The following is a 26452-nucleotide window of genomic DNA, read 5'->3' as shown; positions in this document are numbered from 1 at the left end:
ATATACCCTCCGATTGTAAGTTAATAAAAGAGCTTCCCTTCCAATAATTGGAAAGGAAGCCATATTAGATGTTAGTTATTTAGTTATTTTTAGCGTAGCTAGCTGTAAATTCATCGATAACTGCTTGGCCACCTGTGTTTAGGAATGTTTCAATTGCTGCTTCAAAGTCAGCCATTTCAATATTACCCATCATATATTTGTAGAAGGCATCTTCGATTCCTTCGCTAAGTGTGCTCCACTCTGCTGTATATGTTTCAGAATCCAATGATTGTGCTGGGTTTGTAATAGCGTAATCAGCATTTTCTGCAATTAATTCATTAGCAAGGTTTGTTAACTCTGAGCTAGATTTAAAGGTCATAACAGCTTCTGATGGACGAGAGCTTGAGAATGGTTGAACTTCTTGTTGCCATAATGTATCATCCAAACGTTCATAAACGCCTTCACTGCTAACTTCGTAGTGAACGCCTTCAATACCTTGTGTCATCAATGTAAATGGTTCTTCGTCTATCAAGTCATTGATAAATTGTAGGACAACGCGTAGATCCTCTTCTGTTTCAATATTTGTTTTCGGAATAGCTAACCAGCCACCCATACCACCATTGGTATCAGAAAGAACACGACGGTCTACATCACCATAAGTCATATCATTAATTAATGCCCAATCCATTACTTCTTCTTGTGGTGTTCCTGCTGCTGCTGTTAAATAGTTGTTTCCATCAAACAAACCAGAGAAGACAATTCCGCCCTTTCCGTTAACAATGTAATCTTTTTGATCATTTTTTGCCATAACTGCAAAGTCTGAGTTCATCCAACCATTTGCATAAATATCACGGTACCATTCCATTGCTTCTTTAAATTCATCTTGCATGAATGATGGCATAACTTTGTTATCTTCTGTCACAGTGAAGAAGTTATCTGCTCCAAAGTAACCTGTTAAGTTACGGAAACCAACGGCAAATGCCTCTGCACGTTCTACAAAACCAACCGTATCATCTACACCGTTACCATCTGGATCGTCTTCTGTAAAGGCACGTGCCACTTCACGTAACTCATCAAGTGTATGAGGCACTTCCAATCCCAAGTTGTCTAACCAATCCTTGCGCACCAATGTTCCATAACGTGCAATTGGTTTTTGGAAAGGAACACCGTATACCTTGCCGCCAATTCGCGCCGCATCCAATGTCGCTTCACTAATCGCTGCTAAGTTTTCATAGTCTGCTAAATAAGGCTCAACGTCCCAGAACAGGCCAGATCCTAATGCTTGGCGTACTGTTGTATTTGAAATTTGTGTTAATGACACAACATCCGCTAGTGTATTTGATGCTAGAGCAGCGTTAATACGCTCTTCCTTAGATGCATCTGGTACCCAGTTAAATTCAATGTCTACGCCAGTATAATCTTCCAACAATCCTTCAACATCGCCACTTGGTGGTGTTGGCGTATGCAACATTGCCATCCATGAAATAGTATCTTTTGAGCTTACTGTTTCAGAAGATTCCTTATCTTTAGAGCTGCTTCCGCCAGTAGCTGAATCTGTCTCACTACCACTTCCCCCACAAGCAGCTAGTAATAAACTAGCTGTTAGAATACCTGTATAAAATTTACCATTTTTGATTATGCTCATTTTAACTCTCCTTTGAGTAATTTTTTTTTATTTCTTCATCCTCTTTTGTCACTTTTTCAAAATCTTTTACAATCACAGTTCCAACAAAGCTGATTAAAAAGATGATGAATCCGTTTCCAAAAAGGAATATTAGACTTGGATAGGTAGCGGACAATAGATAGTATACCCCAATTACTATTGACCACAAAATTATGGTGTAATGCAAGTAACCAAATCCCATCATCAGAGATGCTCGGATTTGATCTCTTAGATTATCAAAATCTAAGGCTGCCATTACGTTAAACAAATGGGTGCCGCCTACGATAGTCATTAATAAGACTAGTATATTAGCGACTTGAAGGTACCACTGCGTCACGTTGAAAAGATTAATCGTTACTATTAGCAGGATTACCATCAATAACCAGCTCACTATATTAGACTGCTTGAAATTCTCTCGATAATAGTCCCAAATTGTTTGAAAAACAGCTGGTTCTTCTTTGAAATGCAACCACCTAAATACATATTTTGTTACTGCATAAGTCGCTGGTCCCACTCCAAAAAGTCCTAACCCTAATAAGGAGAACAACAGCCATAACATATTCAGATAGATTATTTTCCAAAACCCAATCAAATAATGGTTAAGTTTATCGATTTTGTTTAATGTTTGCACTGTTCTTCTCCCCTCTTAGGACTATGAATTAGTAAACGCCGTCTTCGCCTAATTTCTTTGCTAACTTATTAGCGCCAACAACTAATACCAGACCAACTAATCCTTTAAACAAACCTACTGCTGTTGAGTAACTTAACTGACCATTTTGAATACCTGCTGTATAGACAAAGGTATCAAATATTTGAGCGACTTCCTTATTCATCGAGTTCATTAAGAGGAACATATGCTCAAAACCTAATTCCAAAACATCACCAATTTTTAAAATTAACAAGGTAATGATGGTTGGACGAATGGCTGGCAAGGTAATATGCCAAATTTTTCTAAAACGATTAGCACCATCCATATCTGCTGCTTCATAAAGTTGTTCATCCACATTAGTTATGGCTGCTAAGTAAACGATTGTTCCCCAACCTGCACCTTTCCAAATTTGTTGGAAGGTATACATCGGTCTCAGCCAAGCTGCTTCTGTCAGGAAGGAAACGCGTTGTCCACCGTTTGCGACAATAATATTGTTAATCACACCGCCCTCTGTTGTTAATAAGACATAGAAAATCGAAACAACGATTACCCATGACATAAAGTGAGGCAGATAGATAATGGTCTGAATACCCTTTTTCATCTTGTCACTTCTCAATTCATTTAATAAGAGAGAAAGTAGAATCGGAAACGGGAAAGAGAAGACGATATTAAGAGCAAATATGGCTAGTGTATTTCTCATCAGCATCATGAAGGTATCTTCAGTGAATAGTCGAATAAAGTGTTTCAAGCCAACAAATGGACTTCCTGAAATCCCAGCCCAAGGTTGATAATCTTGAAAGGCAATAACCAACCCACCCATAGGCAAGTATTTAAAAATAATAAAATACAATACGCCGGGTAATAACATTAAGTAGAGATATTTATTTGATTTAATTTGCGCCCACATTTTCTTGCGCTTACGTGCATTTAGTTCTTTTTTTGTCCGTTGAAATGGTGTCGCTGTTACTGTTGCTTTTTCCAAAACGGATGCCTCCTAACGATCATTTAATAGAAATATAATTGAATAGTATGTTGTGAATCGTTTGTTTCATTTCGGCTACATTTATCCTACACAATTATAGCCATTACAGAAATAATCATTTCATGATTAGTGTAAGCGCTACCTTTTTTTAGTTGGTACTACGCCATTTTGAAGGCTTTATTTGAGTAAGCGGTATCATATTCTCATTTATAAGGTTGGATTTTCCAGATGATTATCTTATTTTAGTCGCCACTCTTCAACCTCATTTACTTGTTTTATGGGCCTTGTGGTTTGTTGATTATTTACGTCATCTCATCATCGTGATAAAGTTTAACTGTAAACGTTTTGTATTTTTATTTCGGCAAAAATAATAATCCAAGTAACGTCTCGATGACACTAGACTATCAATCTTATACGGAGGTATAAACATGAGCAAGAATAAAACTAAAGTTAGCTTAAAAGATGCTAATAAATGGAGATATGCCTCAAAAGGAGAAAAGGCCTTTGATATCGTCAACATTATATTTTTGACTATTTTCTCTTTACTGTGCTTAGTTCCATTTATTAATATCTTAGCAACATCATTTGCAACACCTGCTGAAATTACGACTCGTACCTTTATTCTTTTCCCAAGAACATTTTCACTTGATGCTTATCGTTACATCTTATCGACACCCACTATCTTTAAAAGTATCGGCGTTTCTCTTTTTGTAACCATTGTCGGAACATTTATTAGTATGGTTCTCACATCATTTATGGCCTATGCTCTATCACGTCGCTATTTACATGGTAGAAGTTTTGTTAACTTCTTGGTTGTCTTTACTATGTTATTTAGTGGTGGTATGATTCCTACTTTCTTAGTTGTTAACAACTTAGGACTGATTGATTCCATTTGGTCATTAATTTTACCAGGTGCAGTTAGTGCTTATAATATGATTATCATGCGTAACTTCTTCCAAGGGATTCCGGATAGTTTAGAAGAATCTGCCAAAATGGATGGTTGTACAGACTTAGGGGTCTTCTTTAGAATTATTTTACCCCTATCCTTACCATCAATTGCCACAATCTCTCTATTCTATGCGGTAAACTACTGGAACACTTACCAATCTGCTATTCTCTATATTAATGACTCTTCTAAATGGCCTGTTCAAGTGCTACTTCGCCAAATCGTTTTAGTTTCAAGTGGCCTGAACGCTGACGCATCAGTGGTTGATGTTGTTCCACCTGCTCAATCAGTTAAGATGGCTGTTATCATTATTGCAACTTTACCGATGTTAATTGCTTATCCTTTTGTTCAAAAGTACTTTGTAAAAGGTGCTATGGTTGGATCGGTTAAAGGTTAATCTGTTTACCCCATGAAAAAGTCACCTGCTCCCCAGCAGGTGACTTTTTTATAGTTTGTTGTAGATGCCCTGAATAAGAGCAATACTATCGGTTAAATGAGGTTCCGTTGTTGCTTCTAGTGAAGTAAAAATATGTGGCTTTTGATACTTAGCGTAACGTAAAATAGCCTCGTAATTCATCCACCCATGGCCAACTGGCACGATTTTAATTTTTCCATCTTCAACGATGAAATCTTTAATATGAAGGGCAATAATATACTTATCTAATAGGCTAAGTGCCTCATTAATAACGTCTTCTTGGCGCTCGTAATTATCGACAGCCATTAAATTAGCACAATCTAAAATCACTTTAATATTAGGCGAATTTACTTCATCCACCAGTCGTCTTAATAAGGCAGCTGTATGAATCGGATGGTTGATTCCTGCCTCAATCGCTACCGTTACGCCAAATTGTTCAGCTTCTTTAACAATCTCTCTAACTGATTCTAAGGCAATCTGATAGGCTTCTTCTGTAAAGTTATCAGTTGTATAACCATTTCCAACTGAACCCGTTTCGGTTGCCACCATAGCGGCACCAAATTCATGAGCCAAATAGATATGACTCTTAAAATCAGCAATCGCTTGTTTTCGAACAGCCAAATCTAACGATGATAAATTCACATAACTTCCCAGTATTGATAATTTAATTCCCTTTTTAGCAAAATGCTGATGAATATAGTTAGCTGTTCCAGGCGTCATCTGTTGAACCGATGGCACACTATGGGGAAAGGATTTTTTAATTGCGAAGTGGGCATGATTAAAGCCATAATCAATCATCTTATCCGTTAATTCTTCGATGGGAAGTTGGCCTAAATCGTGGGCACGAATACCCAGTTGTAAGTCTACTGCTGTCATTGTTCTAACATTCCTCCTTATAAAATTAAATTTAGTTCTTCCGCGATAAGTTCAGCAATCTTTTTGGCACCGTTTACATTCAGATGCGTATTATCACTGATTCCGTCTGGATAGTTGGGGTGAGCGCCAGCTTCTAAATGAAGGTAGAGTGATTTTGACTCGTCCTCACCAAGTTGGCTAATATAGGCTTGTGTTTTTTTAAAGATATCCGCATGAGCTAACTCGAGTTCGCTAGCCAATCCCATTGCTGACCTTGGATACTCGCCCAATATATCAGCATTAACCTGACCGTCTATAAAATCCCGACGTGTAATAGATGATAGAATAATCGGCGTCGCACCTTTTTGACGTGCACGGTCAACATAATGGCGAATATGGTCTTGATAACTACCGTAAGGATCTGCATATCGGCTCGGATCCTCTTTCTTCTGATCATTGTGGCCAAATTGGATAATCAGGTAATCCCCAGCCTTCAACTGATTTTCAACTGCATCAAATAAGCCTTCTGCTAAAAACGACAGCGTGGAACGACCATTCATAGCATGGTTATGGATTTCATAAGAACCCTCTAAATAATCGGCAATATACTCGCCCCATCCTGTTTCAGGTCGTTTATCGGCTGTCTTTTCTGCAGCAGTTGAATCGCCAATAATATAAATGGCCTGTTGGTTTTCTTGTATCATGAATTCATAATCCCTCCTTTCCTAAACCTTAGCTAAAAAGAGGGATAATGTAAATAATCATCTTCTGTTATTGTGGGCGATCTTTGCGATAAACATCGTCCAACGTTGCATAATAAGGTCCGGCCAAACGCGCTACAGGTTGTAAGGCTTCAACGCTAATGTATTCTTTTTCGACATCAAAGACTGCCTCATCAAAATGAAAATCGGTGACTTCTAAGAAGAAAAAGTCGGTCACAATCTTACCAGCACGGTCTTTGACCGGATGATAATCATAAACGGTTACTTCCATTCTAATTTTAGCTTCTTTAATACCAGGTGTTTTGACACGAGTACTAGGAATTAAATGGAGGTTGGTGCGATCCAGTTCACTTTCGTCTGCCTTTAAGTTAGCAGCTGTTTCGTTCATTTCGTCAACAATATCGGCACTCACAATATGAACAACACCATTTTTATACTTAAGCAAGTTGCGAGCAGAATCCTTAGTTTCGCCATTTTTTCTTAAAATAGCCATTGAAATGAGTGGCATTTCATTGGATACACCACTTGTAAAACTAAATGGCGCAGCATTAACGACTTCACTCTCTTCATCTAATGTCGTAATCCATCCGATGGCACGCGGAATAATGCTTCCGGAAATCATTTTATACATTCGACTATTATCTAACTCTTCTATTGAATAATGGTGCATGTCACCAGCTCCTGTCTGTTTGAATAATTCTATTATAACAAAATAAAGTGCGGTATAATGGGATTAACACTTATTTAGAAAGAGGGAGCTTAATTGGATTTTATCGCACTTGACTTCGAAACCTCCAATAACCGCGGAGACAGTATTTGCTCCATCGGGATGAGTCGCTTTTCGAATGGAAAAGAAGTTGACCGTTACTACCAGTTAATCAATCCCTTGCAGCCGTTTTATTCATCTAATATTGCTGTTCACGGTATTTATCCAGAAGATGTCCACCATGCACCTCGTTTTGATCAAATTTATGATGAGATTCGTGGCTTTATCGGTGACAACCCGCTAGTGGCTCACTATGCCCCGTTTGATGTGAACTGCTTGCAAAAAACAATCGAACGGTATCATTTACCTAAATTAGAAAATGACTATTTTTGTAGTTGTGCCATGGCCAAGCGCTTGCTCGATTTATCAAGTAACAGCCTAGTAAGTGTACTAGCTTATTACGATTTAACCATTGATCACCACCACCATGCTGGTGATGATGCAAAAGCATGCGGCTTAGTTGCCAATCGCCTCTTGCGTCCTTATGATGGTGACATTGAACGTTTTTTAACTGAACATAACTACCAGATGGGAAAACTATTTTCTCACCGTTTCGGGCCTGTTAAAGCAACTAGTCGCCGTCAACCTGCGCCGAAACGCTCACTGATTCAACCAACTAGCCAGTCTTTTGACCCTAGTCATCCTTTTTATAAAAAACATGTGTGCTTTACCGGACGTCTAAAAGGCATTAAGCGTGACGACGCCGCTCAAATTGTTGCCAATGCTGGCGGCTATTTTGACAGCCAACTCAGCTACGAAACCACCTATGTGGTAGTTGCTATGAGTGATTGGCAAAAAATCGGCACCGCATTAGAAAGTCGCAAAATTCAAATGGTGCGCGAATTACAAGGCCAAGGCCGAAATATCCATCTCCTATCTGAAGATGACTTTCGCTTGCTAATCAAATAGGAGTTGAGACGTTTGAACGTCCCAACTCCTATTTTGATTTTCATCAGACGTCATCTACTTCCCTCACGTAGTAGGCATACTCGCTTTGCCTTTCAACACTACCAAAGACATAGCTTCCCGACACTTTTCCCTCATGAATATAGGACGAGGTCGCTTGAATACGGCGTTTATTGTATTCAGTCATCAAGGCGTAAACCATCGCTGATCCTAATCCTTCATGCCCTTCTTTAACAGCCATATTCATCACAATGTAACGACGACTAAAACATTTGATTGCAACTAAGGATAGCAATGTTTTCACCGTCAGTTGCTGGCGGTTAAACAGATTGCCATAATCAGGAACTGAAATGATAAACCCCACCATTTCGCCGGCAGAGGTATAAGCCAATTTGACGTACCTTTTCCTTAAAATCAGTTTTAAGTTTGAAAATAAGGAAATGAACTCATCAGGGCTAACTTGTTTGAATACGGGAAAGCTTTTGAAGCGGTCTTGGATTAATTCGGCAACAGCCGCAAAGTCTTGATCCAACGTTGCTCGACTTGGACTCTTAATCATGTAGCCTTTTTCTTGAAATTGGCGATAACGTTTCGCATACTTATGCCGCGACATCTGCTCATCGACTGGCGCATAGTGGTTGGAAAAATAGCGGTCAGTCCGTTTAAAGCTATTCGCTTCCCAAAGCTGTTGGTAATAGTCCGGTTGGTAACTTTCTGAAAAGTAAGGTTGGTCGTTGAAATGATTGGTTTTCAAACGATAGCCCAACCAAAAACTAGCATTCATCGGCCCTTCTAACTGCTTCTTCTGATGCAAGCGACTCTGACGGACTGCCTCTTCAAAGAGTAAACGAGCAGCTTCTGGATTGTTTTCACTTTCAAAATAACCCAAGTAAGCTGCATCATCGTCCGGATAAATGGACAAGACAGCACGGGCTAGAATGTGGTCATCCTCGACAACCCAAATGGGAATCATTTGAAAGTAGTGACTTAAAGGATGGCTCGTCGTCAGTAACGCCCTTAACTCTGTTTGATTTTCAGTCTGATAGGCGGGTTCATATAAATGAGTTGAAAAAGAAACGAATGCCTCTAGCGTTTTATCCGTTAGAATGGGACAGTTAGCTTTCATTCTGCTCACCCTTTCGCTTCAAAATCGTTACTCGCCCCGTATTAGCATCTAATTCCACCTGATCTCCGGTCTTTAATCGTTGGGTAATTTGTTTAATACCAACAACAGCTGGTATATTTAACTCTCTTGAAATAATGGCTGTATGGGAGAGGAGCGACCCTTTTTCAGCGATAATCCCTTTAGCCTGTGTCAGTAAAAAGACCCAGCCCGGATCCGTCATAGTCGTTACTAGAATTTTCCCAATCACACTTTCCGTTACCTCATTGGGGTTGGCAATCACTAACACGTCTCCACTGACTTTCCCACTAGACGTTGCGATGCCTTGGAAATGATTAGTCTGCTCATCATCTATCAATGATTGGACCGTTTGAACAGCTTTATTAACAACTTGATCTTGAAACACCAAATAACCGTATGGTGGCAATTGGTCGTAGCCGTTATATCGGTTACGTCGTTCTTCAACGACTACTTTGGCAGATGTTTCTGCTGACAAGGTCATGACTTCGTCCATCGTTAGCCAAAAAATATCTCGAGAATGGTCTAACCAACCTGCTTCCTCTGCAAGTTTCCCCATTCGTAACATCATCGTCCGCACCATACCGTAAATACGGCTGCGGTTTAGACGTGATATTTCACGATTTTCAATTCCTAGGCGAGCATGTTTACTCAAATAACGAACCAATCCTTTTTTCCAAAAAGAAGCAGAAAAAGTTAAGGATTGATCAGCTTGTTTCGTTTGCCCATGATTAGTTGGGTGCTGGCAAAAGGAAATCAGTTGCTGGATTGCCTTCATCGGATTAGCGCGAAACGTTTCCGTTTCTAGTTTCAATTCTTCTAGCGAGCGGTCGCCATAGCGATTAATATAGTAGGTAAAGTGTTGTGCAAATCCTGTTTGGTCTTTTTCTAAATAAGCTTCTAGCTCATCTACCGAAGTAAGTGCTAGTAAGTCATCCAAAATTTGGTGACGCAGAACATAGTTAGCCAAGTCTTCCATGGCCCTAACAGGTTCCATACTACTAATGGCCGGTATGCCAGAAAACCACTGATTCCACTGTTCTTCCGATTCCGCACCGCCCCATTTAGATAAGCTCTTTTTCAAGAGACCGGTATAAACAAAGGCATATAAATCATTGACGAGGGTAATATCCCACTTCATTAAGATACGCTCGGCTAAGCCGTTATAAAGAGACTTCACCTCATCCATCCCCATTTGATCTGAGTAGTGGGCATTGAAATAATCTTCCACTTGATCAAAGGATTGATTTAAGGCTGCCATCTGACCTGGTGTCGTGAAAAACTCTTTCAGTATGCGGGCAGAAATGCGTAAACTATCAAAGAGGCTCGTTTTTTTCTTGAGATTGGGAGCTAAAATCACTTCTTTTTGCGAAAAACCCATCATTTCCTGCCAAATAGGTAAGACCTGTTGCGGAAAGGGTAGAAATTGAAGCAAGCTATAGAGATGATTCATGTTGTAGTACATGCGACCATTAGTGCTAACCACTAAGGTTGAAAAAGCATCATCATAATCCTCTAGTAGACTGTCTGATTTAGAAAAGCGCCAAGCGACACCTCTAAAAACTTGCTGGTAGGCATACTGAATAAAACTTTCTGTTAATGGCGAACTAATACCCGGATAACTTTCAACCAAATTACTGTTATTTAAAATAAGCGGCGTTCCCGCTTGGTCTTTTGGTTTTAGTGTCGTAATCGGACGCGATTGAAGATAATAAACCTGACCACCTGAAATGGCAAACTCACAATCCAAATAGCTCTTACTCGTTGTTTGCAACTGCTTTGCCTGTTGAAGCAAACTTGCTAATTCCGCAGCCTCAAGTAACGGTGAGTCCTCGTCTTGTTCATAATAAGATAGACCTTCATCTGCCTTAATATAGTAAGTCGTAACTGGCACAATGCCATCGACGATACCATCTCCCAAACCATTACCAACTACTAAAACTTGTTCATTTAATAAACCATTTGGGTTAGCAGTAAATAAAACACCCGCTTTTTCAGATGCAACCATACCTTGAATAATAACTGCCATTTTCAAATCTGATTGGTCTAACTGGTTATGATCAGCATAATCTTCCACATGTTTTGAACGAGCTGATGCTAAACACTTAGCAATATTTTCAGCCAATTGATCGCGGCTCACATTCAAATACGTATCGAATAAACCGGCAAAAGACAGGTCATGACTATCTTCTTTAACAGCAGAAGAGCGCACTGAAAACACGTCATAATCCGAACAGCAGTCATCTAATAAACGATATAGTTGGTCATTTTCTTTTTCTGTTAAGGCAGGCTCTAATCGTTCGCTGATTGTTTCGCCACCCGCAACGGATAGGACAATAAAATCGGGAACATTGAGCCCTATTTTTTTCATTTCAGCCAATGCTGTTGCTTTACCCCCTGCATTTTGGAGGGTTAGCTGACTATCCTTCAACCACATGCGACTATCTCCTAACATCTAAAAGTATCGTAAACAAATTAAGACTAAGAAAATCAACAAATGAGCAATTAAATAGGCTGGCACTAATGCCTTCAAATGCTTGCCTTGAGGCGCTTGGTAGTAGCGATAAATGAAATAAACCAATACCCCGTAAGCTAGAATTAGTAAGAAGGACCCCATTTGTTGGTAAACTAAGACCATGGCAAAGAAAACACCGACAGCGGCAACTGCCAAAACAACCCGCAACGAGCCTTCAAAGCCCCAAACTTGCGAATAAGTCACATACTGATTTTCATCTTCCGGTGCTTTAATTTTTCGAGAAATTTCCCAAAGTAAGGCAGGAATATAGAGCGCTAAAGCCACACATATGTTTTGCCAAGTCCAAATAGGCAACTGGTAGCGAAAGCAAACGTAATGAATCACGTAAAAACTTAAAATCAGCTGAACTGGATTATGGCTAATAAGCGCTAATACCAAACTTGGTTCAATTTTATCCCGTTGGAAAAACCAAACTGTCATCAAAAAGCCGTAAAAAACAACTAAGGCAAAAGGTAAAACAGATTGCGGCAACAAGAGATTCACTGCTACCATCGTTATAAACAAAATAATTCCTAACGCCCACAAATCTTTTTTAAAGACACGCCCAGATGGTAAAGCACGCTCTGGATAATTAATCTTATCATTTTCAAAATCTTTAAATTCATCTGCAATCCGTAATAAAAATAAAAAAGCAAAGACGGTGTAAACAACACCCACATCTGCCCAATTAAACTGATAAGCTGGCTGATTTTGAGCGAAGGTTATCACCGCAAAATACTGAACAGCTACCATTAATAAACTAATAAGCAATCTCGGTATAATCGGGTACATTTCATTGATATACCCATTAAGTCTTTTAAACATATGCTTCGCCAACCTTTTCTCCTAATTTAACTTTTACTTCTACGCCTGCACGACTTTGTCGTAAAATATCACCAGCTACCTTTAGCTTATCTTTTTGATAGCAGACAATAATCGTTGAGGCGCCGTATTCAAAGTAACCTTTTTCTTGCCCTCTTTCAAAACGGCTATGCCCATGGTTCTGAATTTTCCCTACTAACATTGCCCCCACTTCCATATACAGCAGCTGACCAAAGTGCTGGGTCGCCAGCAACTGCCAGTGGCGAGTATTTTCACTAAAAACAGATACAAATTCATGGGCAATCGGTCGGACGGTGTGCAACTTCCCTTTTATACGGCCTTCTGTTAAGCAACGACCCCCGTCAGGATAAATATAACGGTGATAATCATCCATACTTAATCGGTAAACGAAACAATAACCGCCCTTAAAGGTTTCCGCTAGCGTCTCGTCTTGAATGATATCCAGTAAACTATATTGGCTATTCTTAATAGTAAACTGCGTTTGATGATTCAAAGGGAAAACTTGCAACTTACCATCGCAAACGGCTACCACTGATTGTGGATTAGAATCAATCGGCCGAGCAGTTGGTTTTAATTTACGTGTAAAGAAATCATTGAAGGAATGAAAGCTATCCTTTTCTGCTTCTGATAAGTCGATGTCATAGTTTTCAACAAAATCCGCAATCTTCTTAGCTGAAGACGGTTTGCTATTTTGCTTGGCCTTCCAATTTGAAAAGCTTGGGCCGACCAATAATTTTAAGAGCAGTCGACCGAAACTAGTTTGGTAGAGCCATTCGATGGCTTTGCCGCCAACTTCTTTTTCTTTTTCAATAGTGTCCTTTTGGCGATTGTAGTAGTCTGCCATCTGATCACCTACTGATGAGAACGGCTAGGATGATGACCGCTAGTAAGACAAAGACGGCATACATCATGCCTGCTGGTTTGGGGATGGGGCGTTTCCAAACAAAGAGGCCACCCATGATAATATAAGTGGTTTGTAAAATGGCTTGGAAAACAGTCGTTTGGACTGCCCCGAATAGTTCAAATAGTGTATATAAAATCGGCACAACCAGTAGTATATAAGTAACGGGAACGCCAATGAAAAAGCGGTACTGACCGTCTGCTTCTAGCTGGTCTTCCTTGGTGACATGGAAATAGCTAAGACGGCTCACTGCCATAATCGCGTAGAAGCAACTAATCCCAACTGATAATGGTGAAAAGTTAGTTACGATAATTAAAAAGACAATCGGTAATGCCACAAAGGAAATCATGTCGACTAATGAATCGACGAGTTCTCCCATTTGCTTTTCAGCAGTGTTGCGCTCAAAACGTGACGCAAATTTCCCATCAAATAAATCACATAAAACGGCCCCTACCATAAACATAACTGCTCGTGTTAAGGGATCGGTTATCGTTGTATACATACTTAAAATAGCAAAACATAAACCAACTAAACTAAGGAGGTTGGCACGGTGAAATGCTGGAATAATCATTAATTTACGCATAAAATCATCCTTTCTATTAAATTGATTTTTTCCAACCCATCTTGACTAATACGGTATTAATAATGAGGTGGGTCGCCGCCCCCAAAATGACATAAGCCAGATACAACCAAATGGAAATCGGTTGAAAGTAGGCTAAGACGAGTGCGCAACCAAACAAGGAGTCCATTTGATCCAGCCACATATATTTTAATGGATGGGCCACTTCTGATGCTTGACCTGCTGGGATATCCTGCCGTCTTTTCCAAAAACTGTTTGGTAATTCAAAGACAATATAAGCGACTCCTAGCCAAAAACCGACGAAACCATTAAAGACGATGGTGTTGTCATTGTTTAGGTAAAACTGATTATGGTTTTGCAGATAAGGAAAGCTACGGCATAAAAAGCCCCAAATAATCATAGCAATGATACTGCACACAACCATTCCTAGTGCCCCGCGCCATGTTTTATTCTCACCAAAAATAGGCCTGCCGTCTCGCCAAGTTTTTCCGCCATCAATCCTTGCTGTCCAACCTAATAACCAGTTGGATTTCAGCAGCTTCATATTAGCAACACCTGCCAAAATGACAGGCATCAAGGTAATATACATCGTTAAAATAATGTTCAACTCACTAAAAACTCCTTTAAACTAGCCCTCTATTTTTCTGCATTATAGCATAAGGCCACTGAAAAACCTCTTCATATGGGTGGTGATGGATTTTGAGTGAATAGAAACTCAGTTTGGCGGTTCTATTCACTATGGGAACAAAAAGAACCAGAACGCTTCCGCGTTCTGGTTCTTCAATTTATTTAAATCGTTTTTTGAGGGAACATTGTCTTGGTCAAAGTCACGTACCCCTAGCAAAATCGTGTTAGGGTAGTCTTTGGCAACAGTGATAAGTGCCATCACATCTTCAGCAGCATGCTGCCCGTCTGCGTCGGCAGTCACAATGGTTTTTACTGCTAACTGCTGTTCTTTTATATAAGAAAAAGCGGTTTTTAATGCGCGACCTTTGCCACGGTTCACCTCATGTACAAGTAGTTGGCACGCTGGTATCACAACAACACTTTGGCTGAACATTGCCTCACCTTTTCCCTTTTTAATACTCTCAGTATAGCATTTTCTTCAAAAGATTAGGCAAATAAAACGAAGTAACCAATCACTAAAGCTCCTAAAATAATTCGGTACCAACCAAAGGCTTTAAAGTCGTTATTTTGGATGTAACGCATTAGGAATTTAATGGCAACGATCGAAACGACAAAGGCAACTAGCATGCCCACTAATAAAATCGTCAGTTCTTGGCTAGTAAAATCAAAACCGAACTTAACTAGTTTTAGTGCGCTTGCGCCAAACATAACGGGAATCGACAGGAAGAAGGAATATTCTGCTGCAATAAAACGAGATGTTCCTAAAATAATAGCCCCTAAAATCGTTGCGCCAGAACGTGATGTTCCTGGAATAAGAGACAAGCATTGGAAAAAACCAATCATTAGTGCTGTTTTATAAGATAAATCACTGAAGCTGTGGATACTACCGCTTTTACCTTCGTTACGATTTTCAACAAGAATAAATAAAACACCGTAAACGATCAGCATAATCGCAACAACCCAGTAATTGTAAAAGTGCTCATTCAACCAATCATCTAGCAGCAAACCTAAAACGGCAGCTGGAATGACCCCAACAATGACCTTATACCAAATTGCCATGGTGTCTTTTTTCTCTTCTTTAGTCTTTTTAAAAGAGAAGGGATTTAATTTATTAAAGTAAAGCACCACCACTGCTAAAATAGCACCCAATTGAATGACCACGAAAAACATTTCTTTAAATGCGGCTGTCATATCTAATTGAATAAATTCTTCAACTAAAATCATATGTCCTGTACTCGAAATCGGTAACCACTCTGTAATACCTTCAACAATACCGAGAATGATTGCCTTCAATATTTCTATCATGTTTATTATTTCCTCCTTAAACTCAATAGGTCTATTCTACTAAACCCGCTCCTTTTATGAAACACTAAGAATTAAATTTATGCAATTTTTTAAGACTTGCTAGGAAAATGTCGACTAGCACTGAAAAAATGGTCACTCGACAATTTCAGCCATAACAAGTAAAGTAATAACTCCTCCTAAAACGGCCCCATAATACCCTATCCAAGCGCCTACATCAGATCAATCTACGATACCAATGCGAGAAGGTGTGATGAGAATAAGGTAGAGCGCTAAGTGTCTAAATTATTTAAAAAGTTAATCTCACTATTCTTTTTAAAAATTATTGATTCTCGTGTTTGCTGAGCTCCCTTTCTATCCTCAGATGAAGAGGTAATAGCAAAATGCTCAATGAATCCGTTATTAAATACAATGTCTGGAAATTTAGTACTGTGTGTGTTCAAATGGGCACTCTCTAGCCAGCTTTTCAGTTGAACAAATTGCTGATCAGATAATCCAAACTTCTTTGCTCTATGCTATCTTGATTTGATATATTTTCACTCATAAGACATATCTCCTCTCTTTCACTTATATCGAGTAAGCGTACTTTTACTGATCCCTGTCATCTTCTCGACTTCCATATAGGAGTGGGTCTCTAGGAACTTCATAACCAATTCGATCTGCTTTGGGGAGAACTTTTTAGGGCGCCCTTCCTTGAAACCTGGCTTTTGTTTGGCAATTTCCTTTCCTTCTTGTGTTCGTTCCACAATCAGGTCCCGTTCACAATCCGCAAAGGCACTGAATATGGTAAAGACTAATCTTCCCGTTGAAGTATTCTCAATCACACCTAGATTCAAGACATTGATCCGAACACCCTTTTCAAAAAGGTACTTGATCGTATTCAATTCGTCTTGAGTACTGCGTGCGAATCGGTTTAACTTTGTGACCACCAATGTATCACCCGTTTGAATCGTCTGCAATAGTTTTTGGAATTCCGGTCGATCACTTTTTGTCCCCGTTATTTTTGGATTTATTATGCATTTCTTTTAGGAGTTATCTATCTGCACTATTCACCGGATTCCGGAAATTGTAGCTACTATACTAAAGAAGACCTTGAGTATTTTACTCAGGGCCTTCTTGCTTCAGATATTCATTTCATAGACACGCACTTCATGAAGACGGTAGCAGATTTTTTCCAATTCTTCTTTTCGCTCGATTGGCGCTTCGAAGTTGAAGTTTCGGATCCCGTATACTTCTCCTATATTTTCAAAACTGATAAAACTCTGTAATATCGAATTATTTGCATTCCCTTTCAAATAAGCATTCAGATAGGCTTCCCTGAACAGGAACCCTTGCTTAAGGTACCACTGCGTTGCAGCCATGTCATCCTGGGTCCAAACCTCTACCCGTTCGACCCCATTCTCTCTCAGCTTTTCTTGGGCTGCCCGCCAGAGCGCGGTTGCTAAACCCTGCCCCCTATATTCAGGTAAGACTCCTAAATGCCAAATCACTCCGCCTTTTGAACCCTCAAAGTAGCAGGCATCTCCCGGTTTCTCCTCATACTCACAATCCAGGAAGCCGACGACTTGCCCATTCTCTATTGCTACCATTTGAATAACAGGGTTCTCGTATTCTTCCCGAAAGTTTTGAACATCATCAAAATAGGAGCTGTCCAAAAAGGATACTACTCGGCAGCGAATCCATGATGTTTTGTCTTGGTCTTCGTATTCTCGAATCTTCATAAAAATCCTCCTTTGTAGTAACGGAGGTTAGTTTTCAGTGTTACCTCCTACCACTGTGTTATAAGTAATTCTCTTTTTCGTCCACATGGCAATCACTCCTTCACGATACTAAGTAGAATGGTCACTCCATTTAAGGCCGCTACAGATATTAAATGGAATATCCTGTTCTCTGTTTATCTGTTCAGTATAATATAAAGGGAAACTCTTTACCATTCCTTATTTCCAAAAGGACTGAGGATCCCTCTGTATCAAAAACAATCGATTATGAGACAAAATCATATCGCCTCTTTTATTAAATAAAAGAGGCGATATTCTGTATCATAACTTGTTACATTAACTACGTATCTATAACACCCTTTTATGATACAATGAAACCAGAATTAAAGTACGAAAGGAAGAAAAGCATGAGTGGATACATTTATGGTTATGCCCGGGTGAGTACGCGTTCACAAGAACTACATCGTCAATTAGACTTACTCAATGAACAAAATTGTAATGAAATCCTAACTGAGAAAATGACGGGAACCAAAGCGGATCGTCCCCAACTAAATCGTTTAAAAGATAAAATTCGTCCGGGAGATACGGTAATTGTGGAAAGTTTCTCTCGATTGGGTCGTAGTACAAAGGATTTGATTGATCTTGTTACCTATTTTGAAGAACACCATGTTAAGCTGGTGAGCTTGAAAGAAAACTTCGATACCAGCACGCCTCACGGACGCTTAATGATGACTGTCTTCCAAGCATTTAGTCAGTTCGAACGTGATTTAATTGTTGAACGTACCAAAGAAGGTTTGAAAAGTGCACGTGCGAGAGGTCGTAAAGGTGGCCGTCCACGTGTGAACCAGAAAGATGTTGATCGAGCAGTAAAATTGTATAAAAGTCAGGTTTATAGCGTAAAAGAAATTACGGAAATGACTGGTATTAGCAAGGCAACACTCTACCGCTACTTAAAAGACAATAGGGAATAATCTATTTTAATCTTTAGGAATCTATAATATTTATGGGAGAATGAGAGTGATTTTTTTATTATTACTAAAAAACAATATAAAATAACGCATTTTAAGCCCTCTTTGTGCATAAGGATGAAGCGTTTGATTTGAAAGAGGCTTAAAATGCATTTTAATTTTTTCTATTTTTCATAAATATATAGGTTAGTGGTTTAAAAATATAGGGTATTACAACTCTCAGCTATTAAAAATTATCTTTTAAAGTGTAGTCTATCCTCTCAAGTTGATAACGTTGGGTTCTTACCTAATTTTTTTTAATTGTTCATAAAAATTTTCATGCGTTCCACATAGTAAGATAGGTATCACTGCATTATCTTTAATTTCATATGCAACGCGATATGTCGTACCTGCATACTTGAATCCCATAGCCCAAATTCCTGATAAATCACCCGTTTTTTTTTCTCCCGAATAAGGACGAACTGCTATCTCATCATAAATTATCGTTAAAAATTGTTCTTTTAATGTTTTCTCTTTTAATTTTTTTAGATACTTTATTACGTGTTTAGAAGGTAGAATCTCATAAGCCAATTTCTGCTGCCAACTCCTCTTTTGTCATCGGTTTAGAATTTGCAACAGTCTCTTCAGCAATAGATCTAAATGCAGAAGTTAACTCATTTTTTCTATTTCTAAATTCTTTTAATATCTCATGCTTATTATAACCTTCTGAAAGAATATCAGCCAAAACATCTTCACTAAAATCAAAAAACTCTTTTTTAGGCTCTACAAACTCATAAAGTATACCATTCTCTACAAGCTTAGCTTCTACTTCAACACCATTGGGAACATCGAATTCTTTAGGGACAGTTAACATAATAGAATTTCCTTGTTTTCTTGTTTTTGTAATCATATTATTTCCTCCATCATTTAACACTTCGTAAGCACGATGTAATTACTTAGTAATTACATTGTACTCTATTTTTAGTAGAAATACAAAATAATAAAACTCCTTTAGAACAATTTCCAAAGGAGTTTTATTTGATTAGGAAGGAAATTATGTAGAATAATAATATGTTTTTAACTTGAAGCCAAAAACGCACTTGCAAGTAAGTTTACTTCAATACATGAAGTTGCTTAAAAACGTGTATCTAAAACCTTTATAAAATAAGGATTCTTATTTGTTCAAATGATCAACATGCTCACTCATAGTATTCAATTTCATTTTTATAAGATCAACATCTGATTTTAACCGGTTAATTCTTAGAGCAAGGGATATTATTAGTACACATAGCGTTGCAATAAGTGAAAAAATAACTATATTATTCATTTTTTAAACTCCTTATAATTATTATTTTTATGTAACTTTATAGATATTGATATTATCGCTCATTTTTTCACTTTATTCAAGAGACCATGTTTGATTAAATTTCGTTATTTAGTAAATGTCATACATGAAATTATATAAAATCTTGTGTTCCAAACCTTGTGTAATCAAGGTTATTTTTCATCTTAAAAAGAAAAAAGATAGAGCATAAAATCTACTCTATCTTAATCTTGTCAGTCCTTCTAGCACTTTTTCTGAGTTTGTCTTAATTGAGATTTTGACAAACTCAACAAAAATACCTTATCTATCTTGTATCTTTAAATATCCAAGCTGTTCCATAAGAAATAAAACCTACACATATCACAATTGTAAATAGTATTATTCCTGAAATAAATAAATCAAATGTATTATTAAAAGGTGGATTAGTCGTAATCTCTATAAAGACAAATATAAACAAAGAAATAATTAAACTCGTAATTATAGCTTTATAAGAAACAACAGAAGCAAAATAAGCATTATTTTTTTCTCTCTCATCAGAGGCACTAAATTCACCATCTTTTAAAGAATAATCTTTATTCCTTTTACTGATCCCCCATCGAATCAATCCAAATAAAACAAGATAAACAACAAATACAATCGATATATTACCCGTTGTAGATTCAAACCCATTATCGGTATATTGAGCATTCATTGAGAAAAACTCAACCAATGATGCGGCAAATAAACTAACCATAATTGAGTTTCCAACAGTTTCAACTATAATCTTTTTCATTTTTACATTCCTCCTTAAAAAATAGATCTTCAATTCTAATGTTTAGCACCTGAGCGATATCGATAGCTAGCAATAGCGATGGAATATAACTCCCTTTTTCCAAAGAAATGATGGTTCTTCTAGTAACCCCAACTTTATTTGCAAGTTCTTCTTGTGTGAGTTTTTTTTCAGTCCTTTTTTCTTTCACTTTATTTATTATAGTTGCCAATAATGATCACCCTCTATCTATTTACTTCATTTAATAAATAAATTATACCAGTCTTTCAAAGTGAAGTCAACTTCACTTTGAAAGACTGGTATTCTCTTGTCGTATATTGTGTTTTCAATTATCCTTCTTCCCTAGTTTCTGCTTTATAAATACATGAAATTGCTTAAAGTCGTGTATATAAAACCTTATTATCTCAAGGGAATATATACACGTTTTTTTAAGTAAGGAAACCTGAATATTTTAATCGACACTTATAATAGACAGCGAAAAATCAATCAGATCAATACCTAGTAAGTGTTGATTTTAGTAGACTCTTATCAGATAGTTGATTAGTTTTAATTATTTTTTTTGCTCTAAAAGGATCGGAATTATATTTAATAAAATCGATACAATCGTTAAACCCCATAGGACTGTTGTCATAGTAGGTACTGCATCTAATAAAGCAGCCCAATCTTTTACCTTTACCCAACCGGATATCATGCTGTAACCTGCAACAAGCGTCAGTGCTGTGAATGATAATCCCATTGCCATTGCTAATTTATAATCTTTGCCTACTTTATATAAATAAAGATTTAAAACAGTTGCTACTATAGCAATAATTCCTAATATTAGAAACATAATAATTCCTCCAATTTTTTTGATTTGCATTCAGTATAATAAGTATCTTATTCTAGTTATTATGACGTATCAATACATTAAACTAGATAGTTTCATGTATCTAAATTAATACATCCTATTCTGATATAATAATTAGCAAAGGAGTTATATAGAATGAATAAACAAATTAATTACTATATTACGCACTATCATAAGGATTTTGAAGATAGTTGGATTAGATGTAAAGCTTTATCATACTTATATAGTCGTTTTAATGACCAAATTGAAGCTAAAAAAGACACCTATTCTTCTGAGGAGGGTTATTTAGAAGCTATAGAATTAGTTGCATTAAATCAAGATGATGTTGTTATTGGAATTCTTGATATTGGTATTTTTGACGATGAGCAAAATAAAAGTTACCCATATGTAAAACATTTAAATAAAGGATCTTATATGGATATAATTGCTGTTCATCCGGATTATCAAAAATTAGGAATTGCTCAAGCTCTAATAAAGGAAGCTTTGACAATATTAAGGGAAAAAAGAATCGAGTATGTAGCTATATTTACTCGAGATGATAAACCGGCTAATAACCTCTATCAGAAAATAGGTGCATCCTTATTAACAAAAAACCATCGAGTTAAAGGGACTTTAAAAAATACAGATGAATACATTGGTTCTTTTTTAGTAAACAATGAAGCTGAAAAAATAGAGGTTCTAGACACTAAAGGTAATGAGCTGCCCTATGTTTATGATTCAGGATACTACTGGGTTTACAATCCACAGAATCTAGACTTGTTTGATATTGAAGACTGTATGGTAGAACATTCTTATGCGTTGTATCTGTGATCTTGTATTTTACAGAGTGGTATATCGGACCCAGTGAAAGTTATATTAGCAGAACCTTATTTAATTTTAGGTATGAAAAGCAGACTTATTTTTATAGTTAAAACTTCAAACAGATAAAAATCATATAATAAATGAAATTCTATAAAACTATGTATCGGGAATCCTATTGTCAGTGCTAAACTAAATTGAACAGTTTTCGATGAACAAGATTGAACACTTTCGGCAAAAAATATCTCCAATCCTGTATACTTTTAAAGGTATCTTAGGTTATTGGAGGACGAAAGGTGAAGAAGAAGTTAATGTTATATTTGGAAATTCAACAGATGAAGGAGCGGGGCTTTTCCATCCAACAAATCGCAAAGCAGTTGAAGGTATCCCGCACAACGGTTTATAACTACATGGAGAAGACACCGGAAGAAGCTTTCGAATGGGTCAATTCATTAGGTTCGAGGAAGAAGAAATTGGACCCATACAAGGATTGGATTGTTGCTTGGCTTCAAGAATATCCGCATCTGAATGCGTCTCAAATACAGGATTGGCTGCTTGAGAAATTCCCCGACTTCACCGTTGGTGAAAGTACGATGCGGTTATATGTGAATCAAATACGCGAAGAATATCAGATAGCTAAAACTAAAGTTGTAAGGCAATATGAAGCGGTCGAAGAGCAACCGATGGGAAAACAGGTGCAAGTCGATTGGGGCGAAACGCGTCAAAAGACACAGGATCAAAGAGAAATCAAATTATACTGCATTTGTTTCTTACTTTCCCATTCACGCTACCGCTATGTGGAATGGCAAAACCGCCCCTTTACGACTCGTGATGCCATTCGAAGCCACGAGAATGCCTTTGAATTCTTTGGTGGCATGCCGGAAGAAATCGTTTATGATCAGGACCACCTCATCACTGTGAGTGAGCACGCTGGAGACATGATTCTGACCGCTGAATTTCAAGCGTACAAACAGCAACGGAAGTTCAGAGTCCATTTATGCCGCAAAGCCGACCCCGAATCCAAAGGAAAAGTGGAGAGTACGGTAAAGTATGTGAAACGAAATTTCGCCGATAGCCGGATTTATACGACAATCGAGAACTGGAATGAGCGCTGTTTAGCCTGGTTGGAAAGAACGGGCAACCGAAGGGTTCATGGAACAACAAAAAAGAGACCGGTAGAAGTGTTTCTCCTCGAAAAGCAACACCTAAAACCAGTCTCTAAACTACTCTCAACCGAGAGTATCACCGGTTCAAGTATAACAAGAACGGTAAACAAGGACAATACAGTTTTTTATAAATCAAACCGTTATTCCGTGCCACTAGGCACTTACAGACCGAAAGGTCTGAATACAGTGGCTATTGAAATCAAGGAAGATACGAACGATCAACAACGGCTTATTATCAGAAAACAGCCCGATGGGGAAATTCTGGCGAACCATCCTCTGGAAACTTCAACAGGCAAACTGATCAAAAATAAAAACCATGGGCGCGATCGTTCGAAGGGCATTCAAAGCTATAAGGAAACCGTTGCGCAGCAGTTCAAAGATTTGGAGCTTGCCTCACGATACATTGATATCTTGATGGAGAAGTATCCGCGCTATAAAAGAGACCAACTGGCCGTTCTACAGAAAGCGGCCCTCGAATACCCCACTGTCATTGATGAGGCCCTACAGAAGTGTATGTCTGAACATCTGATGAGTGCGAATGACTTTACGGATGTGGCTAAATACTTGGCTGCCCCTCGGAAAGAGACGCCGCCTGTTCCACCCGTACAAGCAGTCCGATCGGATTGCGCTGATATCAACGTGGAGACGCATCCGATGAGTACCTATACGGAAATTCTGGGAGGTGCCGCCTCATGAATGATAGCATGGACGCGCTGCAAAGCCAGTTCAGACAGTTGCGGTTGGTGGAAACTGCGAGCGAGTTGCCCGAGCTGTTACGTAAAGCCGAACAAGCCTCCTGGACCTACCGGGAACTGGTGCAGGAGATTGTGTGCTTCGAATTAAGGAAGCGCGAGGAAAAAAGTGTTCAGAAACGATTGAGATGGGCTAAGTTCCCGTACCACAAAACACTGACGGAATTCGACCTATCAGATCAGACTTCTCTGAGCAAACGGCAGCTTACCCAGCTCCAAGAGCTTACTTGGCTTGAGCAGCAGTATAATCTCATCTTTTTGGGTCCGAGCGGTGTGGGGAAAACGCACTTGTCCATTGCCTTAGGCATGGAGGCCATCCAGAAGGGGTTTCAGGTAACATTCGTGACAATGGGAGAACTACTCTCCCTTCTGAAAACTGAAGAATTCACGCGGAAATCGCAGGTCCAGCTCAATCGGATCCGAGCATCTGATTTAGTGATTATTGATGATTTGATGTATATGGCAATGGATCAAAGGGAAGCTACCCTGTTTTTTCATTTGATCAATCATCTATATGAACGGAGTTCAATCATCTTGACCTCCAATAAGAGCCCCGACCAATGGGGAGAATTATTGGGCGATGAGGGAGTCGCAATGGCTATCTTAGACCGTATTCTGCATCGAGCGGAGGTCGTTCACATGAATGAAGCTAGCTACCGTATGAAACATCGCCAGAGCATGTTTGTGAGCGAAAGTGTTCAAAATTAATTGGCGTTAACGGGGGTGCGGATATTATTTTGGACCTAAATACGGTTGATTGTTTTTGTTGCAACCTATTGAATAGGTTTGTTTACTTCTAGTGGACAAGAATTGGTATTATTCCTTAAGCTATTAAAGGAAGTGTTTTTCGAAAATCCATAATACTCATCCCACCTAAAGATAGCTTGATTCTTTCGTGATTGTACCAATGAAGATAGTTGTTTAAAAGTTGTATAAAGTGCTCAATTGACACATCTAACCAATTCTCATCGTAAAAGAATTCGTTTTTTAACCGCCCAAAAAAACCTTCACACGCAGCATTATCAGGCGTGCAACCTTTTTTAGACATAGAACGAGTTAAGTGATGCGATTCCATTCGCTCAATCCAACTTGGCCAGCGGTAATGAGCCCCTCGGTCCGAATGAACTATCGGGTTTTCACCTTCTTTTAGCGTTAAAACCGCTTGATCTAGCATCGAATTAGTCAATTCAGCATTAGGAGAAGCACCAATCGTCCAACTCACTATTGCACCATCGAAACAGTCTATCATAGGAGACAGGTAAACTTTTCCAGCAGGGAGACGGAATTCTGTTAGATCAGTTACCCATTTTGTATTGGGTTTACTGGCTGTAAAATCGCGTTCTAGGATGTTAGGAACTGCAGGCGATATTTCTCCTTTGTATGAACTATACTTCTTAATTTTAACGGATTTAGCGAAGAGATTTTCTTCGCGCATGATACGTTGAACAATTTTTTCTGAAAGAGTCATCCCTTTATGTTTCAGAGCAGTATGAATTCGGCGATAGCCATACCGCCGCTTATTCTTGTGAAAAATTTCAATTATCATGGTACGAGCCTTGCAATATTTATCAGGTAAAGCGAGTTGAGTGTGGTGATAACTATAACTGCTTTTAGGGATACTGACACAGGCTAATAATTCCTTTAACGGATAAAAAGGGCGAAGGGCATCAATCAGGAGTGTTTTCTCTTGATTGGTGAGTTCTTCTAGATGGATGCCCTGATCTTTTTTTAGTAGTTCACCCGCTTTTTCAAGAACGTCTTTTTGAATCTGAAGGCGGTGAACCTCTTCTTGAAGTTGCTTGACTTGACTTTTTAATTGATTAACATCTGTTTCCTTTGAGTCATTGACCATACCAAGCACGTCCTTGCCGAGCCACCGTTCTTTATAATTGTAGAGGGAATTTCGGCTAATACCTAGTTGATCCGCAATCGATTGTGCGGATGTGGTCCGAGTTACCAGTGCAAGAACTGCGGCTTCTTTTTCTTGTTGTGTTAAGTTTACCCCTTTTTTAATCAATTGGCGAGGTTGAGGTGCGCGCTCCATGATCCATTCTGTTAATAAGCCCCGGCTTGGATAGCCAAGTTTTCTGCAGGTACGTGAATAACACTTACCATGCTCAAGATAGTGGGTGACTGCTGCTTGTTTTTGTTCTTCGGTGTATTTTGGCGTTCGCGTCATCTCTTTTTGAACATCTCCATCCGTACGGTAAGCCTCTATCCAATCCCGAAGAGCCATACGCGAAGGATACCCCAGTTCATTGATGACAGCCGCATAAGATTCGTACTTCAAGTAAAGTTTGACGGCTTTTAATTTTTCAGCGTAAGCATACATAGACTTC

At 38.5% G+C, this 26452-nt stretch carries 29 protein-coding genes; 7 read left to right on the top strand and 22 right to left on the bottom strand.

Going from position 1 to position 26452, the window contains the following annotated elements; translation table 11 throughout:
- Nucleotides 1-79 precede the first annotated feature (79 nt).
- From G7057_RS06630 to G7057_RS06620, 3 genes are read right to left on the bottom strand one after another with little or no spacing between them, the layout of a single operon-like run.
- Entirely contained in the window at nt 80-1624 is a 1545-nt protein-coding gene (locus G7057_RS06630) for an extracellular solute-binding protein (RefSeq protein ID WP_166162181.1), read from the bottom strand.
- A gap of 1 nt (nt 1625) precedes the next feature.
- Entirely contained in the window at nt 1626-2273 is a 648-nt protein-coding gene (locus tag G7057_RS06625; protein WP_166162179.1) for a YesL family protein, read from the bottom strand.
- A gap of 28 nt (nt 2274-2301) precedes the next feature.
- Entirely contained in the window at nt 2302-3273 is a 972-nt protein-coding gene (locus tag G7057_RS06620; RefSeq protein WP_227004552.1) for an ABC transporter permease, read from the bottom strand.
- Nucleotides 3274-3701: 428 nt separating this feature from the next.
- Between G7057_RS06620 and G7057_RS06615 the strand changes: the two genes are divergently transcribed.
- Nucleotides 3702-4616, top strand: a complete 915-nt coding sequence (locus tag G7057_RS06615) for a carbohydrate ABC transporter permease (protein ID WP_166162177.1) — start codon at nt 3702-3704, stop codon at nt 4614-4616.
- Nucleotides 4617-4664: 48 nt separating this feature from the next.
- Here the strand turns inward: G7057_RS06615 and G7057_RS06610 are convergent, their stop codons facing one another.
- From G7057_RS06610 to G7057_RS06600, 3 genes are all read right to left on the bottom strand, one after another.
- Nucleotides 4665-5510 carry a sugar phosphate isomerase/epimerase family protein gene (locus G7057_RS06610; protein WP_166162175.1) on the bottom strand — a complete coding sequence of 282 codons (846 nt, stop codon included), beginning with the start codon at nt 5508-5510 and terminating at the stop codon, nt 4665-4667.
- Between the two features lie 17 nt (nt 5511-5527).
- Nucleotides 5528-6193, bottom strand: coding sequence for a rhamnogalacturonan acetylesterase (locus G7057_RS06605; RefSeq protein WP_166162173.1), 666 nt, complete (start codon nt 6191-6193; stop codon nt 5528-5530).
- 67 nt (nt 6194-6260) lie between these two features.
- Nucleotides 6261-6881, bottom strand: coding sequence for a flavin reductase family protein (locus G7057_RS06600; RefSeq protein WP_166162171.1), 621 nt, complete (start codon nt 6879-6881; stop codon nt 6261-6263).
- 93 nt (nt 6882-6974) lie between these two features.
- Between G7057_RS06600 and G7057_RS06595 the strand changes: the two genes are divergently transcribed.
- Nucleotides 6975-7886 (top strand): exonuclease domain-containing protein, encoded by a 912-nt coding sequence (locus G7057_RS06595; protein WP_166162169.1) that lies wholly within the window; start codon nt 6975-6977, stop codon nt 7884-7886.
- A gap of 43 nt (nt 7887-7929) precedes the next feature.
- Here the strand turns inward: G7057_RS06595 and G7057_RS06590 are convergent, their stop codons facing one another.
- The 10 genes from G7057_RS06590 to G7057_RS06545 all read right to left on the bottom strand — a co-directional run bounded on the left by G7057_RS06590 (nt 7930) and on the right by G7057_RS06545 (nt 17513).
- Nucleotides 7930-9009 carry a hypothetical protein gene (locus G7057_RS06590; protein WP_166162167.1) on the bottom strand — a complete coding sequence of 360 codons (1080 nt, stop codon included), beginning with the start codon at nt 9007-9009 and terminating at the stop codon, nt 7930-7932.
- Nucleotides 8999-11461 (bottom strand): PEP/pyruvate-binding domain-containing protein, encoded by a 2463-nt coding sequence (locus G7057_RS06585; RefSeq protein ID WP_166162165.1) that lies wholly within the window; start codon nt 11459-11461, stop codon nt 8999-9001. Before G7057_RS06585 ends, G7057_RS06590 begins: the two co-directional genes overlap by 11 nt.
- A gap of 18 nt (nt 11462-11479) precedes the next feature.
- Nucleotides 11480-12364 (bottom strand): UbiA family prenyltransferase, encoded by an 885-nt coding sequence (locus G7057_RS06580; protein WP_166162163.1) that lies wholly within the window; start codon nt 12362-12364, stop codon nt 11480-11482.
- Nucleotides 12357-13226 carry a phosphatidylserine decarboxylase gene (locus G7057_RS06575; protein WP_166162161.1) on the bottom strand — a complete coding sequence of 290 codons (870 nt, stop codon included), beginning with the start codon at nt 13224-13226 and terminating at the stop codon, nt 12357-12359. The genes G7057_RS06580 and G7057_RS06575 overlap by 8 nt, the downstream gene beginning before the upstream one ends.
- A gap of 4 nt (nt 13227-13230) precedes the next feature.
- Nucleotides 13231-13866, bottom strand: coding sequence for a CDP-alcohol phosphatidyltransferase family protein (locus tag G7057_RS06570; protein ID WP_166162159.1), 636 nt, complete (start codon nt 13864-13866; stop codon nt 13231-13233).
- A 16-nt stretch (nt 13867-13882) separates the two neighbouring features.
- Complete coding sequence (locus G7057_RS06565) at nt 13883-14470, bottom strand: CDP-archaeol synthase (protein WP_166162157.1); 588 nt, start codon at nt 14468-14470, stop codon at nt 13883-13885.
- Between the two features lie 129 nt (nt 14471-14599).
- Nucleotides 14600-14923 carry a glycosyltransferase gene (locus G7057_RS06560; protein ID WP_166162155.1) on the bottom strand — a complete coding sequence of 108 codons (324 nt, stop codon included), beginning with the start codon at nt 14921-14923 and terminating at the stop codon, nt 14600-14602.
- Between the two features lie 53 nt (nt 14924-14976).
- The gene (locus G7057_RS06555; RefSeq protein ID WP_166162153.1) at nt 14977-15795 is read right to left on the bottom strand and encodes an undecaprenyl-diphosphate phosphatase; all 819 of its coding nucleotides are present in this window, start codon (nt 15793-15795) and stop codon (nt 14977-14979) included.
- A 560-nt stretch (nt 15796-16355) separates the two neighbouring features.
- The gene (locus tag G7057_RS06550) at nt 16356-16793 is read right to left on the bottom strand and encodes a recombinase family protein (RefSeq protein ID WP_227004698.1); all 438 of its coding nucleotides are present in this window, start codon (nt 16791-16793) and stop codon (nt 16356-16358) included.
- A gap of 120 nt (nt 16794-16913) precedes the next feature.
- Nucleotides 16914-17513, bottom strand: a complete 600-nt coding sequence (locus G7057_RS06545; RefSeq protein WP_166162151.1) for a GNAT family N-acetyltransferase — start codon at nt 17511-17513, stop codon at nt 16914-16916.
- Nucleotides 17514-17917: 404 nt separating this feature from the next.
- Here G7057_RS06545 and G7057_RS06540 point away from each other — a divergent pair, with 404 nt between their 5' ends.
- Entirely contained in the window at nt 17918-18481 is a 564-nt protein-coding gene (locus G7057_RS06540; RefSeq protein ID WP_166063457.1) for a recombinase family protein, read from the top strand.
- A gap of 279 nt (nt 18482-18760) precedes the next feature.
- Here G7057_RS06540 and G7057_RS06535 read toward each other — a convergent pair whose 3' ends face one another.
- From G7057_RS06535 to G7057_RS06515, 5 genes are all read right to left on the bottom strand, one after another.
- A complete protein-coding gene (locus G7057_RS06535) occupies nt 18761-19048 on the bottom strand; it encodes a type II toxin-antitoxin system RelE/ParE family toxin (RefSeq protein ID WP_166063456.1) in 288 nt (95 codons plus the stop codon).
- Entirely contained in the window at nt 19038-19367 is a 330-nt protein-coding gene (locus G7057_RS06530; RefSeq protein WP_166063455.1) for an AbrB/MazE/SpoVT family DNA-binding domain-containing protein, read from the bottom strand. The genes G7057_RS06535 and G7057_RS06530 overlap by 11 nt, the downstream gene beginning before the upstream one ends.
- Before the next feature lie 718 nt (nt 19368-20085).
- Nucleotides 20086-20553, bottom strand: coding sequence for a hypothetical protein (locus G7057_RS06525; RefSeq protein ID WP_166162149.1), 468 nt, complete (start codon nt 20551-20553; stop codon nt 20086-20088).
- Nucleotides 20534-20761, bottom strand: coding sequence for a helix-turn-helix transcriptional regulator (locus G7057_RS06520; protein ID WP_373821140.1), 228 nt, complete (start codon nt 20759-20761; stop codon nt 20534-20536). The genes G7057_RS06525 and G7057_RS06520 overlap by 20 nt, the downstream gene beginning before the upstream one ends.
- Nucleotides 20762-21100: 339 nt before the next feature.
- Nucleotides 21101-21379, bottom strand: a complete 279-nt coding sequence (locus G7057_RS06515) for a hypothetical protein (RefSeq protein ID WP_166162129.1) — start codon at nt 21377-21379, stop codon at nt 21101-21103.
- A gap of 153 nt (nt 21380-21532) precedes the next feature.
- On the opposite strand from G7057_RS06515, the gene G7057_RS06510 reads away from it, so the two are divergent.
- The 4 genes from G7057_RS06510 to istB all read left to right on the top strand — a co-directional run bounded on the left by G7057_RS06510 (nt 21533) and on the right by istB (nt 24821).
- On the top strand, nt 21533-22207 hold the full coding sequence (locus G7057_RS06510; protein ID WP_076768365.1) for a GNAT family N-acetyltransferase: 675 nt from the start codon (nt 21533-21535) through the stop codon (nt 22205-22207).
- A gap of 199 nt (nt 22208-22406) precedes the next feature.
- Nucleotides 22407-22601: a hypothetical protein gene (locus tag G7057_RS11830; RefSeq protein WP_227004714.1), complete on the top strand. Its 195-nt coding sequence runs from the start codon at nt 22407-22409 to the stop codon at nt 22599-22601.
- On the top strand, nt 22507-24057 hold the full coding sequence (istA, locus tag G7057_RS06505; RefSeq protein WP_227004697.1) for an IS21 family transposase: 1551 nt from the start codon (nt 22507-22509) through the stop codon (nt 24055-24057). The genes G7057_RS11830 and istA overlap by 95 nt, the downstream gene beginning before the upstream one ends.
- On the top strand, nt 24054-24821 hold the full coding sequence (gene istB / locus G7057_RS06500; protein WP_068561764.1) for an IS21-like element helper ATPase IstB: 768 nt from the start codon (nt 24054-24056) through the stop codon (nt 24819-24821). Before istA ends, istB begins: the two co-directional genes overlap by 4 nt.
- A 115-nt stretch (nt 24822-24936) precedes the next feature.
- Here the strand turns inward: istB and G7057_RS06495 are convergent, their stop codons facing one another.
- Nucleotides 24937-26445 (bottom strand): IS3 family transposase, encoded by a 1509-nt coding sequence (locus G7057_RS06495; protein ID WP_166162085.1) that lies wholly within the window; start codon nt 26443-26445, stop codon nt 24937-24939.
- Nucleotides 26446-26452: the final 7 nt, after the last annotated feature.

Source organism: Jeotgalibaca arthritidis (assembly GCF_011100465.1).
GTDB classification, from domain to species: Bacteria; Bacillota; Bacilli; order Lactobacillales; family Aerococcaceae; genus Jeotgalibaca; species Jeotgalibaca arthritidis.
This window is presented reverse-complemented; position numbering and strand designations above follow the sequence as displayed.

Bases quoted from the DNA above. Each gene is read 5' to 3' on its own strand.
- G7057_RS06630 (WP_166162181.1), bottom strand. From the start codon at position 1,624: ATGAGCATAATCAAAAATGGTAAATTTTATACAGGTATTCTAACAGCT.
- G7057_RS06615 (WP_166162177.1), top strand. From the start codon at position 3,702: ATGAGCAAGAATAAAACTAAAGTTAGCTTAAAAGATGCTAATAAATGG.
- G7057_RS06610 (WP_166162175.1), bottom strand. From the start codon at position 5,510: ATGACAGCAGTAGACTTACAACTGGGTATTCGTGCCCACGATTTAGGC.
- G7057_RS06605 (WP_166162173.1), bottom strand. From the start codon at position 6,193: ATGATACAAGAAAACCAACAGGCCATTTATATTATTGGCGATTCAACT.
- G7057_RS06600 (WP_166162171.1), bottom strand. From the start codon at position 6,881: ATGCACCATTATTCAATAGAAGAGTTAGATAATAGTCGAATGTATAAA.
- G7057_RS06590 (WP_166162167.1), bottom strand. From the start codon at position 9,009: ATGAAAGCTAACTGTCCCATTCTAACGGATAAAACGCTAGAGGCATTC.
- G7057_RS06585 (WP_166162165.1), bottom strand. From the start codon at position 11,461: ATGTGGTTGAAGGATAGTCAGCTAACCCTCCAAAATGCAGGGGGTAAA.
- G7057_RS06580 (WP_166162163.1), bottom strand. From the start codon at position 12,364: ATGTTTAAAAGACTTAATGGGTATATCAATGAAATGTACCCGATTATA.
- G7057_RS06575 (WP_166162161.1), bottom strand. From the start codon at position 13,226: ATGGCAGACTACTACAATCGCCAAAAGGACACTATTGAAAAAGAAAAA.
- G7057_RS06570 (WP_166162159.1), bottom strand. From the start codon at position 13,866: ATGCGTAAATTAATGATTATTCCAGCATTTCACCGTGCCAACCTCCTT.
- G7057_RS06560 (WP_166162155.1), bottom strand. From the start codon at position 14,923: ATGTTCAGCCAAAGTGTTGTTGTGATACCAGCGTGCCAACTACTTGTA.
- G7057_RS06555 (WP_166162153.1), bottom strand. From the start codon at position 15,795: ATGATAGAAATATTGAAGGCAATCATTCTCGGTATTGTTGAAGGTATT.
- G7057_RS06545 (WP_166162151.1), bottom strand. From the start codon at position 17,513: ATGAAGATTCGAGAATACGAAGACCAAGACAAAACATCATGGATTCGC.
- G7057_RS06540 (WP_166063457.1), top strand. From the start codon at position 17,918: ATGAGTGGATACATTTATGGTTATGCCCGGGTGAGTACGCGTTCACAA.
- G7057_RS06530 (WP_166063455.1), bottom strand. From the start codon at position 19,367: ATGATTACAAAAACAAGAAAACAAGGAAATTCTATTATGTTAACTGTC.
- G7057_RS06525 (WP_166162149.1), bottom strand. From the start codon at position 20,553: ATGAAAAAGATTATAGTTGAAACTGTTGGAAACTCAATTATGGTTAGT.
- G7057_RS06515 (WP_166162129.1), bottom strand. From the start codon at position 21,379: ATGTTTCTAATATTAGGAATTATTGCTATAGTAGCAACTGTTTTAAAT.
- G7057_RS06510 (WP_076768365.1), top strand. From the start codon at position 21,533: ATGAATAAACAAATTAATTACTATATTACGCACTATCATAAGGATTTT.
- G7057_RS11830 (WP_227004714.1), top strand. From the start codon at position 22,407: ATGAACAAGATTGAACACTTTCGGCAAAAAATATCTCCAATCCTGTAT.
- istA (WP_227004697.1), top strand. From the start codon at position 22,507: ATGTTATATTTGGAAATTCAACAGATGAAGGAGCGGGGCTTTTCCATC.
- istB (WP_068561764.1), top strand. From the start codon at position 24,054: ATGAATGATAGCATGGACGCGCTGCAAAGCCAGTTCAGACAGTTGCGG.
- G7057_RS06495 (WP_166162085.1), bottom strand. From the start codon at position 26,445: ATGTATGCTTACGCTGAAAAATTAAAAGCCGTCAAACTTTACTTGAAG.